Origin of the sequence: Vibrio sp. YT-15 (assembly GCF_033337445.1) — a bacterium.
In the GTDB taxonomy this organism is placed as follows: Bacteria; Pseudomonadota; Gammaproteobacteria; order Enterobacterales; family Vibrionaceae; genus Vibrio; species Vibrio alginolyticus.
Window position 1 is genome coordinate 165,992 of sequence record NZ_JAWOQR010000009.1, and the last position, 15,120, is coordinate 181,111.

Annotated in this window: 14 protein-coding genes; 6 read left to right on the forward strand and 8 right to left on the reverse strand. The window is 45.2% G+C overall.

The features are described from left to right. The first annotated feature begins 139 nt into the window (after window positions 1-139). From R7D93_RS17240 to rlmM, 4 genes are read left to right on the forward strand one after another with little or no spacing between them, the layout of a single operon-like run. A complete protein-coding gene (locus tag R7D93_RS17240) occupies window positions 140-1,060 on the forward strand; it encodes a transcriptional regulator GcvA (protein ID WP_005383616.1) in 921 nt (306 codons plus the stop codon). After that, on the forward strand, window positions 1,041-1,664 hold the full coding sequence (locus R7D93_RS17245) for an alpha/beta fold hydrolase (protein ID WP_137281757.1): 624 nt from the start codon (window positions 1,041-1,043) through the stop codon (window positions 1,662-1,664). Before R7D93_RS17240 ends, R7D93_RS17245 begins: the two co-directional genes overlap by 20 nt. Further along, the gene (locus tag R7D93_RS17250) at window positions 1,654-2,052 is read left to right on the forward strand and encodes a DUF423 domain-containing protein (RefSeq protein ID WP_065274233.1); all 399 of its coding nucleotides are present in this window, start codon (window positions 1,654-1,656) and stop codon (window positions 2,050-2,052) included. The genes R7D93_RS17245 and R7D93_RS17250 overlap by 11 nt, the downstream gene beginning before the upstream one ends. Then, window positions 2,049-3,140 carry a 23S rRNA (cytidine(2498)-2'-O)-methyltransferase RlmM gene (rlmM, locus tag R7D93_RS17255; protein WP_017820611.1) on the forward strand — a complete coding sequence of 364 codons (1,092 nt, stop codon included), beginning with the start codon at window positions 2,049-2,051 and terminating at the stop codon, window positions 3,138-3,140. Before R7D93_RS17250 ends, rlmM begins: the two co-directional genes overlap by 4 nt. Window positions 3,141-3,249: 109 nt before the next feature. Here rlmM and xni read toward each other — a convergent pair whose 3' ends face one another. From xni to queF, 5 genes are all read right to left on the reverse strand, one after another. Continuing rightward, window positions 3,250-4,032: a flap endonuclease Xni gene (gene xni / locus R7D93_RS17260; RefSeq protein WP_213966981.1), complete on the reverse strand. Its 783-nt coding sequence runs from the start codon at window positions 4,030-4,032 to the stop codon at window positions 3,250-3,252. Window positions 4,033-4,090: 58 nt separating this feature from the next. Beyond that, window positions 4,091-5,467, reverse strand: a complete 1,377-nt coding sequence (gene ppnN, locus R7D93_RS17265) for a nucleotide 5'-monophosphate nucleosidase PpnN (RefSeq protein WP_005383611.1) — start codon at window positions 5,465-5,467, stop codon at window positions 4,091-4,093. Between the two features lie 291 nt (window positions 5,468-5,758). Next, window positions 5,759-7,324, reverse strand: a complete 1,566-nt coding sequence (locus R7D93_RS17270; RefSeq protein WP_005381978.1) for a sensor domain-containing diguanylate cyclase — start codon at window positions 7,322-7,324, stop codon at window positions 5,759-5,761. Window positions 7,325-7,422: 98 nt separating this feature from the next. Next, window positions 7,423-9,705 carry a tetratricopeptide repeat protein gene (locus tag R7D93_RS17275; RefSeq protein WP_225496904.1) on the reverse strand — a complete coding sequence of 761 codons (2,283 nt, stop codon included), beginning with the start codon at window positions 9,703-9,705 and terminating at the stop codon, window positions 7,423-7,425. Between the two features lie 164 nt (window positions 9,706-9,869). After that, the gene (gene queF / locus R7D93_RS17280) at window positions 9,870-10,715 is read right to left on the reverse strand and encodes an NADPH-dependent 7-cyano-7-deazaguanine reductase QueF (protein ID WP_017821755.1); all 846 of its coding nucleotides are present in this window, start codon (window positions 10,713-10,715) and stop codon (window positions 9,870-9,872) included. Window positions 10,716-10,823: 108 nt separating this feature from the next. On the opposite strand from queF, the gene syd reads away from it, so the two are divergent. Together syd and R7D93_RS17290 are read left to right on the forward strand one after the other, a co-directional pair. Next, entirely contained in the window at window positions 10,824-11,360 is a 537-nt protein-coding gene (gene syd / locus R7D93_RS17285) for a SecY-interacting protein (RefSeq protein ID WP_213966980.1), read from the forward strand. Window positions 11,361-11,362: 2 nt separating this feature from the next. Next, window positions 11,363-12,139 carry a Zn-ribbon-containing protein gene (locus tag R7D93_RS17290; protein ID WP_005383605.1) on the forward strand — a complete coding sequence of 259 codons (777 nt, stop codon included), beginning with the start codon at window positions 11,363-11,365 and terminating at the stop codon, window positions 12,137-12,139. A gap of 126 nt (window positions 12,140-12,265) precedes the next feature. On the opposite strand, the gene R7D93_RS17295 is transcribed toward R7D93_RS17290, so the two are convergent. The 3 genes from R7D93_RS17295 to metN are packed head-to-tail and all read right to left on the reverse strand — an operon-like array spanning window position 12,266 to window position 14,809. Beyond that, the gene (locus tag R7D93_RS17295; protein WP_005381966.1) at window positions 12,266-13,075 is read right to left on the reverse strand and encodes a MetQ/NlpA family lipoprotein; all 810 of its coding nucleotides are present in this window, start codon (window positions 13,073-13,075) and stop codon (window positions 12,266-12,268) included. A 32-nt stretch (window positions 13,076-13,107) separates the two neighbouring features. After that, a complete protein-coding gene (locus R7D93_RS17300; RefSeq protein WP_005383604.1) occupies window positions 13,108-13,785 on the reverse strand; it encodes a methionine ABC transporter permease in 678 nt (225 codons plus the stop codon). Then, window positions 13,775-14,809 carry a methionine ABC transporter ATP-binding protein MetN gene (metN, locus tag R7D93_RS17305; protein WP_005381962.1) on the reverse strand — a complete coding sequence of 345 codons (1,035 nt, stop codon included), beginning with the start codon at window positions 14,807-14,809 and terminating at the stop codon, window positions 13,775-13,777. Before metN ends, R7D93_RS17300 begins: the two co-directional genes overlap by 11 nt. Between the last annotated feature and the right edge of the window lie 311 nt (window positions 14,810-15,120).

A 15,120-nucleotide genomic window follows, 5' to 3' on the forward strand; every position in this document is an offset into this window, starting at 1 on the left:
CGAAGCCAATTGATTTCCAAAGAAATCAAGCCGTTCAGGCCCGTGTTGCGGGGTGAAATATAGAATTTATCTGGCTGTTCGACAACGGACATTTTATAATGTTTCAGATTAAAAAAACTAATCCTATTAGAGGTCCCATATGTCTCGCAGATTGCCTCCATTAAATTCGCTTCGAGTCTTCGAAGCGGCTGCTCGTCATCTCAGTTTTACACGAGCAGCAGAAGAGTTATTTGTTACTCAAGCCGCGGTCAGTCACCAGATTAAAGCGCTTGAAGAGTTCTTATCATTGAAGCTCTTCCGTCGACGTAATCGTTCTTTGTTGTTAACAGAAGAAGGCCAAAGTTACTTTCTCGATATCAAAGATATTTTCACCTCGATTGCGGAAGCGACAGATAAGGTGTTGGAACGTAGCGAAAAAGGGGCATTGACGATTAGCCTACCGCCGAGTTTTGCTATCCAATGGCTTGTACCTCGTTTGGCCGATTTTAATGCTCAAGAGCCCGATATCGATGTACGTATTAAAGCCGTAGATATGGATGAAGGCTCACTGACTGATGATGTTGATGTGGCGATCTACTATGGCCGTGGGAACTGGCCAGGTTTGCGAGCAGATAAATTGTACCAAGAGTTTTTGATCCCACTTTGTTCACCTTCATTACTTTTGGGTAACAAACCATTAGAATCTTTAAGTGACCTCAAATTACATACTTTGTTACACGATACTTCGCGTAAAGACTGGAAGCAGTTTGCTCGTCATTACAACATTGAAGGCATCAACGTAAACCACGGTCCTATTTTTAGTCACTCAACGATGGTGCTACAGGCTGCTGCGCACGGTCAGGGGGTCGCGCTCGGTAACAACGTACTCGCCAAACCTGAAATGGAAGCCGGACGACTCATTGCACCATTCGACGAGGTGTTGATATCTAAGAATGCATTCTATGTGGTGTGTCATGAACAGCAGGCAGATATGGGCCGAATCGCAACGTTTAGAGACTGGATGTTAGCAACCGCGAGAAAAGAACAAGAGGAAGTATTGGATGAATCACTGGATAGCTGAGGGACCTGAAAACGGACCGCTGTTTATTTTTGCTCACGGCGCAGGTGCGGGGATGGAGCATGATTTCATGACAGCGGTCGCCAAAGGATTAGTGGAGCAAGGTATTCGTGTAGTGCGTTTTAATTTCCCTTACATGGTGAAACGTTCGGAAGATGGCAAAAAGCGTCCGCCCGATCGCGCGCCAAAGTTGCTCGAAGCATACAGCGAAGTGATCGCTCACTTTACTTCTTCTCCCGTGGTTATTGGTGGTAAGTCAATGGGCGGTCGTATGTCGAGCTTGTTGGCTGAAAATGAGCTGGTGGCGGGCATTGCCTGTTTAGGGTTTCCATTTCACCCGCCAGGAAAGCCAGAGAAATACAAAGGCGAGCACTTAGCAACCATTGAGAAACCTACGCTGATTCTGCAAGGGGAACGAGACACCTTTGGTAAGCGTGAGGAATTCGATGATTTCGTCCTTTCGTCACAAGTAACGGTGAGCTTTTTACCTGATGGTGACCACAGCTTCAAACCGCGCAAGATCTCAGGTCATACTGAAGTGGGTAACATTGCACTCGCGATAGAGAAGTTAGCGGCGTTTATAAAAGAGGTGTACAGTGAAAAGTAAGTGGTTACTCTCATTCTCTGCTCTGTCTGGGCTGATTTCGGTCGCTCTTGGAGCATTTGCTGCTCATGGGCTAAAAGCGATACTGACCCCTTATTTGCTCGGTGTATTTGAGACCGGAGTTCTGTATCAATTTATTCATACGTTGGCGATTGTGTTTTGTGCCATTCTGCTTCTGCTCAATTTGGGACAAAAAGCACAAAAGTATTTTTTCATTGCGGCGATTTGCTTTATTATCGGCATCTTTTGTTTTAGCGGCAGTCTTTACGCGCTGGCGCTGACGGGCATTAAGTGGTTTGGGCCAATTACTCCTGTGGGAGGGTTGCTGTTCATGATTGGTTGGTGTCTGTTCTTTTTTGCTGCGTTCAATATCAAAGAGGTCTCCAAGTGAAACAACTAATGCTCTATTGTCGTTCTGGCTTTGAGAAAGAGTGTGCTGGTGAAATTCAGGACAAAGCGACACAGTTGGAAGTGTATGGCTTCCCTCGTGTGAAGAGAAACTCAGGTTATGTTGTCTTCGAGTGTTACCAAGATGGAGATGCCGACAAACTTGCGAGAGGTTTAGACTTTAAGTCTTTAATTTTTGCTCGACAAATGTTTGCGGTAGCAGCTGAGTTTCAATCGTTGCCAAGCGATGACCGCATTAGTCCAATTTTGAATGAACTAGCAGACATCGAAGCATTCCCTCGTTGTGGTGATTTGAGAATTGAAACGCCAGATACAAATGAAGCGAAAGAGCTACTGAAATTCTGCCGTAAGTTTACCGTCCCAATGCGTCAAGCGTTGCGTGGCAAAGGCTTAATGCTGAACAAAGATAACGCGAAAAAACCAGTACTGCACATTTGCTTTGTTGAGCCTGGCCACTGTTACGTTGGTTACTCTTACACTGACAACAACTCACAGTTCTTCATGGGTATCCCTCGCCTTAAATTCCCAGCAGACGCCCCAAGTCGTTCAACACTTAAACTGGAAGAAGCATTTCATGTCTTTATTCCACGTGAAGAGTGGGATGAGCGTTTGGCACCAGGTATGTGGGGTGTGGATTTAGGTGCATGTCCAGGCGGTTGGACGTACCAATTAGTGAAGCGCTCAATGTTCGTTCACTGCGTTGATAACGGCATGATGGCAGACAGTTTGATGGAAACTGGCCAGATCAAGCACCATATGGTGGATGGTTTTAAGTTCGAACCAGACCGCAAGAACGTAACATGGATTGTTTGTGACATGGTGGAAAAGCCAGCTCGTGTTGCTCACCTGATGGGACAGTGGCTGTTAAAAGGTTGGGCAAAAGAGGCCATCTTTAACCTTAAGCTGCCAATGAAAGGGCGTTATGACGAAGTGCTGCAAGACCTTGAAAATCTGAAGCAGTTCCTCATTGATAATAAGGTAAAGTTCAAGCTACAAGCTAAACATTTGTATCATGATCGTGAAGAAATCACGATTCATATCCAATGTCTGTCGAATATTTCACCTTACTAACTTTATTCCCCGAGTCTTTTGGGAATAGTGATTAGAATAGAAAAAGCGCCTTCAAATGGCGCTTTTTTAATATCTGCCGGATTTCATTGTGTGAAACTACCATCGGGCACTACTTCGCTTTGTTTGGCCCTACAAAGCGAATATCTTGCAAGTTAAAGCCTAGTTCGATATCGCACTTTAAAGCGGCGACGCGTTTACATAAACGAGCAGACTCAATGTGCTCATCCAATTTTTTACGGTATTTCGGTACGAGATCTTCACTAGCGTAGGCAGCTTCAATACTCTCAAACTGAGTGAGAATCTCTTTCGCTGCTTTCGGGCCAATTCCAGGTACGCCCGGAACCTGGCTAGAGCTTATCCCCGTCAATCCCCAGTAGTCCGCTAGTTGATTTGGTTTTACGCCGAACTCTTTTTCGATAAATGGTTCATCTAACCAACGGTGTTGGAAATAATCACGGATTTGTAGGGTAGGGGAAAGTAGCTGGCAGTAACCTTTGTCTGTGGAAACGATGGTGACTTTTTCACCATGGCTGGCCACTTTCGTTGCGAGTGTAGCAACCAAATCATCTGCTTCATCGCCTTCAGAAAGCAATGAATCAATACCTTGCTCCCACCACGCTTGTTGAATCGCATCTAACCCTTGCAGTAGTGGCTGAGGCATTGGTTTTCGGTTTTGCTTATAGTCAGGGAGAATTTCAGCGCGCCAACCTCTGTCTTGTTCGTGGTGATCAAAAACTGCGATGATGTGTGTCGGGTTGGCCTCTGACAGAATGCGAGTGAGGGTTCTTTGCGTTGTGGTTATGGTTCTTGCTATGTCGGTTGGATCTGGTTGTGCTGAGTGCACTCGGCGGATCAGATTTAGGGCATCAATGATAACAAGATGAATAGACATAATGACTTAGCAATAAAAAAGGGGCGTAATGCCCCTAGTGTAACGAATGCTAGCCTGACTATCGACCACCAATTTCCGGGTGAGCGATTCGATAACACGGTTCGTAGTCTGAACCGCCAGGTAATTTCATTCGGTGCTGTTCGACAAAGTCTTTTAGCAACTTATCGAGTTTTTTCATGAGGACTGCGTCGCCATGAATGGTGAAAGGCCCTCTACGTTCTATTTCTCGAATGCCTTCAGCCTTTACGTTACCTGCCACTATGCCAGAGAAGGCTTGACGCAAGTTGGCCGCTAAAACTTGCGGTTCTTGATCTAGGCTTAAATCCAATTGTTCCATCGACTCATGAGTAGGCTCGAATGGCAGTTGGAAGTTTGGCTCAATTTTCAATGACCAGTTAAAGCTGTACGCATCGCCTTTCTCTTTTCGGTGAAGGCGTACCGAGTCCATGGAGCGTTTCATAATACGAGCGACTTCTGCCGGGTCGTCAATGATGATCTCGTAGTGCTTTTGCCCTTCCTCACCAAGTGTGTCGCGAATGAACTCATCAATAGAGCGGAAGTACTCTTCACTCTCTTTTGGTCCTGTTAATACGATAGGCATTGGCTGATCGGCGTTATCCGGGTGCATCATGATGCCAAGAATGTACAGTAGCTCTTCCGCTGTGCCCGGGCCACCTGGGAAAATAACGATACCATGAGCCATACGGACGAAAGCTTCCAAGCGCTTTTCGATGTCGGGCATGATGACCAGCTCATTTACTATTGGGTTTGGTGGCTCGGCCGCAATAATCGAGGGTTCGGTTAAACCAAGATAACGTTGCTGAGTATAACGTTGCTTTGCGTGCCCAATTGCTGCACCTTTCATCGGCCCTTCCATTGCACCAGGGCCGCAACCTGTGCAGATGTTAAGTTCACGCAGGCCCAGTTCGTTACCCACTTCACGTGTGTACTGATACTCCACTCCATTGATAGAGTGACCACCCCAACATACGACAAGATTCGGTGCGATACCTGGAGTTAATGCTCTGGCATTACGAAGAATGCCGAACACGAGGTTCGTAATGTGAATTGGGTTAGTAAGGTTGAGCCGCTGGGCGTCTGCCAAATGCATGTTTACGTAAACGATATCACGCAATACGGAGAACAGATGCTCTTGGATACCTTTAATTATTTCGCCGTCAACAAAAGCGTGCTCTGGCGGATTAGTCAGCTCAAGCTTAATACCACGCTCACGACGCACGACGTTGACATCAAACGATTGGTATTTATCGAGCAGTTCTTTCGAGTTATCGGTATGGCTACCGGAGTTCAACACCGCTAATGTGCAATTACGGTACAGCTGATAAAGTTCACTCGAGGCTGTGTTCTTTAAGCGCTCTACTTCTAGTTGAGATAGCAAGTCCATGCTACCAGCGGGGCTTATATGGGTAATCATAACGCCTCCTTGTGTTGCATTAATTTGAGGGAAAGTACCAACTTACCTTTTTGGGGTTATACGTATGGTTTGATGAAAGGTAGTTGGCCGATTTGGTTTTATGGTTATCAACTCCCAAGCAACCTCAAGATGATACATTTGCCTTTTATAAATACATCATCTTGAAGTGACTTGGGTTTTTACAGCTTAGCAGACTAAAAGGGAATAAATGTGATAACTCGTTGAAAATGGGTGGTTATAAAGCGTAGATTGCACCAAATTTGGTTTATTTGCTCGCTTTTTGTACGAATCTTAGCTCCAGTTAAGCTGGTTTGTTCCACGTTTTTTAGCGTCCGCAAGCATCTTGCCAAGACGATCGAGCACATACTCTGGCGTATCGGACTCTTTGAAAGACGTCGATACAGCAGCTAAGGTAATCATGATATTTTGCTCACGGAACTTAAAGGGTAATTGGCTAATATCACGCTGGATATGCTTAATCAGATCCAGTGTGTATTCTTCAGATTGTTCCGGGACGAGTAGAATAAACTCCTCGCCACCAAAGCGAGCCACTGTTTCCGTTTCTGATACGCGCTTGTTAATAGTACGAGCGATGATCTTCAGCGCTTTATCGCCAGCCGTATAACCATAGCTATCATTCACCGCTTTGAAGTTGTCTACATCAAATAGCACAACACGAAGGTTTTGCTGAGAGCGAATCCAACGGCGATACTCTAGCTCTAGTCGATCGTTAAATGCAGTGCGGTTATAAACTTTAGTCAGCGGGTCGAGCAACATACGCTGAGCTTGGTCATCTAAGCGTCGACGATAATCTTGCGTAGTTTCAAATACCGCTTCGAGTTGGTTCTTACTGTAACTTAACCGCTCTTGCAGCGCTTGCTCTCGCTCTTCCGTCATTTTCAGTCGCTCTGTCAGCGACGCCATTTTTTCGAGAAGAGGCGTGATTTCTTTTTTCACAACCGCGATATCTTGAGCTTGATTAAGTGACTTTTGGCTTAATTCAACCAAGCTGTTCATTTCTGTGTTGAGCTCTTGGCGGTGTTCAAAGTAGGTATGATGCTGGTCGACGTTCTGATGAACGGTTTTTAGGTTACTTGCGAGAGAAGTGTTCAGCTGATCAAGGAATTGGCTAGACGCCTCGCGCTCGAACTTTGTTGCTTCGACAACCAATTTCAGCGTTGAGAGCGTAAGCTCAATGAGAGACTCGGCACTCACGCCAAGGAGCAACTTAGCGCGAATATCCAGCAATCTATCGCCTGATTCTCCCTCGAAATCCAGCTCTGTAATAGTATGTTGAAGGTCGCTGGCCAAGCATTCAAGTTGAGATCTGTCAGGATTGTTTTCAAATTCACTAAGATGTAGACGTGAATTAGACGTAATGATTTTCAGAGCGCGTTCGTAAATACTCAGTAGCTTAGTGGCTTGATCAGCTTTATTGCTGGCGTGAACTTCAGAGAAACTCATCAGGTTCCGTAGTTCACGTTTTAACTGCGCAGGTAAGCCAGTGACACGTTGCAGTGTTTCACCACTGTGCTTGATTTGTTCGTCAAGGTAACCGTTCTGTTTATCCATCGTCTTCGACTGCTGTTTGAGCATCCTCTCTAATACCGCTAAACGCGGGATAAGAGTGCTGATATCTTTTTGATGTTGCAGCTCTTGTTGGATTTCAAATAGGTAGTTGGATACCTGAGTGTTCGAACCCTGGCAAGCTGAAGACAATGATGCCACAACGCGTTTAAGAACTTGTTGTTCACGTTTGAATTTGAGTGAAGTATCACGATGAGTCAGTCTGAGTTGGTCAAGTTGACAACTCAGCTGATGCAGCTGCGACTGAATATCGGATTCCAAGATTCCCATGAAGTGACTACGGTTAAGTCCATGTACTACTGACAATTATCTGATAATAACAAAAAACTTTATAGCGTCATTAGTTATTACGTTCAACAGGCGTTTAATTATCCATTTTTTAATATTTTCTTGATGTCGTCCTCATTCTTGTAGGACGAATGGATCTTGATCAGGCCTTGGCTAATGGCATGTTGACAGGCAGTTCTTATGTTACCTGTTGCAAAGCTAGCAGCAGGCGCATTATCGATGGCTTTTAAGAACACCCAGTGGCTTTGCTTATCCTTCAAGCTGACTTCTCGTGCGATGTGAGTCGCAAGCAACAACAGATCGAGTAATTCCTCATCGTTAATTGCAGTGTAGGCTCGGGGTAAGAACGGATAATCACTGATGCCCATACGAATAATACGATTGACGTTGTGCTGCTGAGCGAACTCATCCACCCAAGTCTGGAATTTTTCGAACATGACTTCGGCAGAAGCATCACGGTCAGCGTTCGGTTCTATATAGAGTAAGTTCGCATCTGAGAAATGGTAAAGACGCGACGGTTTTTCTATTTTTTCCGCAAGGAAGTCGCCAAATGCCCGTTCTAGTTCTAGACCTGCCTTATAGCCGTTATGGACGTACATGCTTCGTAAGAATGGCAAATCGATCATAACAAAGCGTAGGCGATCATTAAGTGGTTCGTGGATCAATTCACCCATTTGCCATTGCTCGAAAGTTTCGCTCGACTTTTTCAATGAGCGAGAAAGCTTAACATTCAGCATACGCAAGTTACGTAAACGAGAGCGAGAGTGGGTGAAGAGGTCGTTACGTAGTTTTTCGATTTCACTTGCTTGGAGCTGCATAATGACACCACGGCGCATAATGAACAAAAACATGACCAAGACAGTAATAAACAATGCAAATGAGATTTTCTGGAATTTACGATGCTCTCTTTCCACTTGCTCTAAGCGTTCTGATTGACCGATGTAATGGATGGTTTGTTCGGCAAATTCTTTTTGCTGACGGAACGCATCCTCACTGATTTGGTTAAGCTGCTTTTGTTCTAGACGAACGAGGTTGGTGTATTTTTTATAAGCTTGCAGAGAAAGTTTGTATTCGCCTGCCTGCTCGTAACCCAAACCAAGTAAACGGTATGACTGCTGCTTAATGAAGTTGTTATTTTCAGGTGACTTTTCAGCAAGCGCTAACGCCAGCTTTGCATTAGTAATGACGTCTTTACTGTCATTTTGATGATAAGCCAGACCTGACTGAAGCAGGGCAGCCTTTGCTTCAAGCTTAGGAATATTGGTGTATTCTAAAAGCTCTTTAGAGCGGTCTAAGTACTGCTCTGCTAGCGCGTAGTTATAGAGTTGTAGGTAGGTAGCCGCCAAGCTTAAGCGAATTTTAATGATTCTATTGATGTTCTTACTGGTACTTTCATGGTCAAGCACGTTGAAGTAATGCACTAACGCAAGGTTAAACTTACCCTGATAAAAGTAGATGTCGCCCATTTGCTCTAGGACGTCCGCTAGGATCGGAGAGCTAGGGTAAGAGTCATAAAAATCTGCGGCTTGAGATAAGTATTCGATCGCTTTGTCGTACACTCGTCGCTCCTGGAAGAGCCTAGCCAAAAGGCGATTCACTTTTGCTAACCTTGCACCACTGTTACTTTCAATAGATTGCCAATAACCGTATAGCAGTTCTGACAAAGCCAAATTGTATTTCTTGCTATTGAGGTAGAACTCGCCGACGGCTGTGTAGTAGTCGATCAAGGCTAACTCAGAGCGGCTATCGTCAAGCATGGTCTTTGCTTCAGAGTACAAGTTTTCCGCTTTAATGATATCGCCACTATGTGAAGCGAGGAGTGCTCTTTGCATCACTAGTCGGTAGCGAACACTGTCGGTGCGTTGTAATACGGCATCGGCTTCATCGAGCTGTTGTTCAATTTGGTTAAGCGTATCTTCCGCTTTTGAGTAGTTTTCGTCGTACATCCAAATCATTTGGTTGCGCATCAGCTGGAGATCTAAGTCCATGTACGGCAATTGATATTCTTGCGCTAAGCGTTCCGCTTTATTTAGGTGCTCGATAGCCGAACGAACATTACCCATGGCGTAATCTGCCTGAGCGATAATCTTGTGCGCTTCGATGGTGCTGCTTGGTGTGCGAACGCTACGATCTGTTTCGTCGCGAGACATGGCTGAAGGGCTGTCACTTTCTTTGCGTTCTGTTAGTTCACGCTGTGACAAATAGTTGGTTGCCGCTTGTTTTGCTTGTGATGGCTCTATTTCCGCCAATTGTTGTGCTTCGTTGAGTAACGCGGACGATAAAATGGTTGCATGAAGTGGCTGTACAAACAGCAAGCAAAGAAAGCCAATCAATTTGAATAGACGCGAACTGTCCCAAAACATCCTTTCGTTCCCTCGAACTGTTTTTAGATATGGCGATAACGGCGAAAAGCCTCAGTTAGCCGTTTAAATGCGGGTTGAAGCCATTTGATATAGTAACATGCTTGGACAATAAAAACGTCCGGCAACCCTTTAGATTGCCGAACTTATTTCTGTTGCCTATGCGTTTACTGACGAGCCATACGGTGATTGTGAGCTGGCTTATCTTGTTCCGTTGAGCGGTAAGGGTTGATATCCAAGCCTCCACGGCGCGTATAGCGGGCAAATACGGTCAGTTTGCTTGGTTGGCAGTATTTCATTAGATCCGTAAAAATACGCTCTACACACTGCTCGTGGAACTCATTGTGCTCGCGGAAAGACACTAAGTAACGTAACAGCTTCTCACGATCTATTTTTGCGCCTTGGTAGCGAATTTCTACACTGCCCCAGTCGGGTTGGTTAGTGATCAAACAGTTTGATTTCAATAGGTGGCTATGTAGCACCTCTTCAACTTGTGCTTCACCTGCCGCACCTCCAAGCAAATCGGCATCAAAATCGTAACTGGTGATGTCAATGTCTTGGTCATCTATACATTCACCGTCCATTGTTACGATAGGTTGATTGGTATAGTGGGTCACTGGATTCACCTCAACCAGCACCTTTTCACCTGCGCATTCAGACAGGTCTTGTGTTAAACGCTCAGTCACTTCTTCCCAGCTTGCAAAGCGGGTTTGGTTATAGCTGTTTAAGTACAGTTTGAAAGACTTCGATTCAATCAAGTTTGCGCTGGTGGCTGGAATGTATACTTCGCCAACGGCCACTTGTGGTAAACCTTTACTATTTAACCAAGACAGTTCATACAGCGTCCAAATGTCGTGCCCCATGAAAGGCAGAGTATCGCCTAACTGAAGGTCATCTCGGTTCAGGCTGCGAGGGACTGGTTGCAGCAAGCTTGGGTCATACTGGTTCGCATACTCGGTCGTTTTACCTAGTGTTAGGCCAGCAAGCTCTTTAGCGTCAGAATATTTGCTCATACTTTGTGGTCGTTTTCGATTAGAATGGCGAGAATTTTACTGAATCCGCTGGTCAATTGCCATCCGGCAAGTACGGCTATCTGATAAATAAGGAATGAGGAGACCTTCATGACCCAAAACGTTACTCAGGCGCTACAAGAGTTCAGCCTGCGCTACCAACAAGCTTGGCAAGCTAAGCACAATGAGTTGCCAAGCAGTGCAGAGCTTGTTTCTCCTTGTGTCGAAGAGAAGCGTGATGGAAAGGTGCTTTGGAAAGCGGTCGCACGTGATGAAATGGCCGATTTCACCAATGTGGAAAATGCGATTGAGTTGTCACTGCAAGATGATGTTAAAGCCTTTTATGGTTCTCAATACTGCGCTGATATGGAGGCAACTTGGCAAGGTAATTCGTTGACGCTGCTGCAAGTCTGGAGCGATGACGATTTCGTGCGTCTACAAGAAAATATTCTTGGTCATTTGGTGACGCAGCGCCGCTTGAAACTTAAACCAACAGTATTTATCGCAGCGACAGATGAGGAAATGGATGTGATTTCTATTTGTAACCTCACTGGCAATGTGATTCTAGAGCGTTTGGGCACCTCTAAACGTGATGTATTGGCAGATTCATTGGTTGAGTTCTTGAATAAGTTAGAGGCTGCCGTCTAAGTATGTATGTTGTTGAGTTGCAGTTTGAGTGTTTTGATAACACCACCGTCAGCGCGGTAGACAAAGCCATTAATGGCTTGATGGATGCTCTGCGTTACAACGGCCAAGTATTAGGTCGTGAATTCCCGATAGTGATGGGAGAAGGTGAATTTTTCGTTCGTGTTGTTTGCCCAGAACAAGACAGCTTGCATCCACGTTATCACTCAGATTTCGTCAAAGTGTGCATGAACCGTTTGTCGGATGCGTCTTTGCTTGCTCCGAAAATGCGTATGCTGGGGCGTGATTTGAATTCAGAACAAGCAGCCGAAGAAGAGACACCTAGCTGGCAAGTGTTGTACACGACTTATGTTCATACGTGTTCGCCTTTGCGAAGTGGTGAAACCCTGTTGCCAATTCCTTTGTATCGTAATGAGCCAACACTTAATGGAGACCATAAAGCCGTCATTAAGTGGCAGACTGAGTGGCAAGCGTGTGATGAAATCCAAATGGCAGGGGGTTGCCGAGCGGAACATGCGGCGCTGCACGAAATTTGCGATGTGGATAGTGTGCTGTTTCGTCGAGGTTGGGACTTACGTGGCCGTATCGAATACATCACGAAGATCCCTACGTACTATTACCAGTATCGTGTCGGAGGTCAGTCGCTGGAGAGCGAGAAAGCGCGCAAGTGTCCAAAATGCGATGGCGAGTGGCTACTCGATGAGCCACTACATGACATATTTCATTTTAAGTGTGATGACTGCCGAATCGTGTCGAATATCTCTTGGGACCACCTTAAGTAGCGAATTGAAGTTACTTAAATGGGCGGATAGACAAATAGAAAGGGCTGATGTTTTCACATCAGCCCTTTTAGGTTTAGAACGTTTATGTTTAGAACGTTGTTTTCGGTCATGTTTTGAAAAGTGGGATTACCAACCTTTCACAACACCGCCTTTGAACAGCTCTTTTGCCGCTTCGTAAACTTCTTCCGTTTGGTAAGCTTTTACGAAGTTTTGTACGTTTTGCGCATTAACATTTTCTTCGCGAGCGACAATTAGGTTTACGTATGGTGAGTCTTTATCTTCAACGAACACGCCGTCACGCTCTGGCGATAGGTCGATAGAGCTTGCGTAAGTGGTGTTGATGATAGATAGCGTTACGTCATCCAGTGAACGTGGAAGCTGTGGGGCTTCTAGTTCAATGATTTCGATATTTTTAGGGTTGCCTACGATGTCACGTACTGTAGCGAGTAGACCAACGCCATCACGTAGCGTAATTAAACCTTGCTGCTCAAGAAGCAGTAGTGAGCGACCTAGGTTAGTTGGGTCGTTTGGTACTGCGATGCGTGCGCCATCTTGAATTTCATCAATTGATTTTACTTGCTTTGAGTAACCAGCAATAGGGTAAACGAATGAGTTACCCGCGATAGCCAGTTTGTAGCCGCGGTCTTTCACTTGTTGGTCTAGGTATGGTTTGTGCTGGAACGCATTCGCGTCTACTGAACCATCATCCAGAGCGGCGTTTGGTGTTACGTAATCGGTAAATGTTACTAGCTCAACGTCTAGGTTGTATTTCTCTTTTGCTACTTTAGCGGCAACTTCGGCTACTTGTGCTTCAGCACCAGCAATAACGCCAACTTTTACTTTGTTTACGTCTACTTCTTTGTCGCCGCAACCCGCTAGAGCAAGAGCAGAGGCGGCCGTTGCTACAGTCAAAAGACCTTTAAGGCTAAATTTCATCTTTATCTCCTTATAATTTGTATTTTTGATGCTTATCTGTGGTCTACACGGCGCACCACTGCGTCGCCGATAGACTGAATAATCTGTACTAGAACAATCAACATCACGACAGTCACGGCCATGATAGTTACATCGTAGCGGTGGAAACCGTAACGAATGGCTACGTCACCTAGGCCGCCGCCGCCTACCGTACCCGCCATAGCTGAGTAGCTAACGAGAGTGACCAAGGTAATCGTTACTGAGTTAACAATAGTCGGCATTGCTTCAGGTAGTAGAACTTTTGTGATGATCTGTGTTGGTGTCGCCCCCATTGACTGCGCTGCTTCCACCAAGCCTGTCGGTACTTCTAATAAAGCACCTTCAATAAGACGAGCGACAAAAGGAATGGCGCCAATAGTCAGTGGGACAATTGCTGCGGTTGTACCGATAAAGGTTCCAACCAGCATTTTTGTCACTGGAATAATCGCAACCATCAATACGAGGAATGGCACTGAGCGACCAATGTTAACGATAGCGCCTAAGCCGCTATTTAGTTTGGTGTTTTCAAGTAGGCCGCCTTTCTTAGTAATATGGAGGATTACGCCTAATGGAATACCCACAGCAAAGCCGACTAATCCGGCAACCGCAACCATGTAAAGCGTTTCCCACGTTGCACCTAAAAGTAGTTTGCTGTTTAAACTCAGCCATTCAGAAATAGTATTAAAGGACATAACCAAGTACCTCTACTTTTACGTTGTGCTTACGCAGGTATTCAAGAGCTGCGTTGTCATCTTCTTCGTTACCAAATAGCTCTGCGACCATCATGCCGAATTTCACGCCACCAGCGTAATCAAGGTCGGAACTCAAAATACTCACATCAATATTGTATTTACGAGAAATTTGCGACATTAACGGTGCATCGACGGTTGCGCCAGTAAACTCTAAGCGAACCAACGGGTAGCTGCCATCAACACGCTCTGCTTGCAGACGAGCTTGGTAATCTTCAGGAATGGAAAGATCCAGCGTTGAGCGAATGAATTGGTGCGCTAGCTCTGTCTTAGGGTGCGCAAAAATATCGCCAACGGTGCCTTTTTCCACTAGCTCACCACCACCGATGATTGCTACTTCGTGACAGATACTTTTTACGACTTCCATTTCGTGAGTGATAAGTAAAATCGTGATGTTGAGTTTGCGGTTGATCTCTTTCAATAACTCAAGGATAGATTGAGTTGTTGCCGGATCTAGTGCGCTAGTGGCCTCATCACAAAGCAGCACGCTAGGATCGGATGCCAATGCACGAGCAATTGCCACACGCTGTTTTTGTCCGCCACTTAAGTTAGATGGGTAGCTCTCGTGTTTGTCGGCTAAGCCTACAAGCTTTAGCAACTCAGTTACTTTTGTTGTGATTTGCGATTTGTCTTTACCTGCCAGTTCTAGGGGTAATGCCACATTATCAAACACAGTACGAGACGAAAGCAGGTTAAAGTGCTGGAAGATCATGCCAATGTTACGGCGTGTTTCGACTAGTTGTTTTTTACTGAGTTTGGTTAGATCCACACCATCAACGATGATGGAACCAGAGGTCGGCGCTTCTAACATGTTGACACAGCGGATCAGCGTACTTTTACCAGCACCTGATGAACCGATAACACCAAAGATAGTGCCTTTGTCGATGTGTAGGTTAATGTCTTTCAGGGCAAGGATTTCCTTACTGCCTTGGTAGAACACTTTATTGACGTTTTTTATTTCTATCATGTTTCAACCTGCCCAAAGATACGGGGAACTTCGCTGTCAAAAACGGCCTTTGACAGAACTTAATGTTGAGCTTTATCTCAATTTTCAGTTGATGCTATGGGTTAAGCAGAATGAAGTCAATAGATATTTTTACGTCTAGACGTCTAAATGTATGGATGTTCTGTTTTGAAACGAAGATGTATAGATAACAAGCAGGAGGTAGACGGCGGGGCACCCTCAGATTTACCGATTCTTGCCCAACAAATCAACCGTTTTGTCGAGGCCTAGAATGAATTAGATAGTGTTGAAGTTTATAAGGTATGTAATAATCT

What these genes read in the sequence shown, in the direction of transcription:
- R7D93_RS17300 (WP_005383604.1), bottom strand. Translation starts at nt 13,785, where the DNA reads ATGTCCTTTAATACTATTTCTGAATGGCTGAGTTTAAACAGCAAACTA.
- syd (WP_213966980.1), top strand. Translation starts at nt 10,824, where the DNA reads ATGACCCAAAACGTTACTCAGGCGCTACAAGAGTTCAGCCTGCGCTAC.
- xni (WP_213966981.1), bottom strand. Translation starts at nt 4,032, where the DNA reads ATGTCTATTCATCTTGTTATCATTGATGCCCTAAATCTGATCCGCCGA.
- ppnN (WP_005383611.1), bottom strand. Translation starts at nt 5,467, where the DNA reads ATGATTACCCATATAAGCCCCGCTGGTAGCATGGACTTGCTATCTCAA.
- R7D93_RS17290 (WP_005383605.1), top strand. Translation starts at nt 11,363, where the DNA reads ATGTATGTTGTTGAGTTGCAGTTTGAGTGTTTTGATAACACCACCGTC.
- R7D93_RS17270 (WP_005381978.1), bottom strand. Translation starts at nt 7,324, where the DNA reads ATGGGAATCTTGGAATCCGATATTCAGTCGCAGCTGCATCAGCTGAGT.
- metN (WP_005381962.1), bottom strand. Translation starts at nt 14,809, where the DNA reads ATGATAGAAATAAAAAACGTCAATAAAGTGTTCTACCAAGGCAGTAAG.
- R7D93_RS17275 (WP_225496904.1), bottom strand. Translation starts at nt 9,705, where the DNA reads ATGTTTTGGGACAGTTCGCGTCTATTCAAATTGATTGGCTTTCTTTGC.
- R7D93_RS17245 (WP_137281757.1), top strand. Translation starts at nt 1,041, where the DNA reads ATGAATCACTGGATAGCTGAGGGACCTGAAAACGGACCGCTGTTTATT.
- R7D93_RS17240 (WP_005383616.1), top strand. Translation starts at nt 140, where the DNA reads ATGTCTCGCAGATTGCCTCCATTAAATTCGCTTCGAGTCTTCGAAGCG.
- R7D93_RS17295 (WP_005381966.1), bottom strand. Translation starts at nt 13,075, where the DNA reads ATGAAATTTAGCCTTAAAGGTCTTTTGACTGTAGCAACGGCCGCCTCT.
- queF (WP_017821755.1), bottom strand. Translation starts at nt 10,715, where the DNA reads ATGAGCAAATATTCTGACGCTAAAGAGCTTGCTGGCCTAACACTAGGT.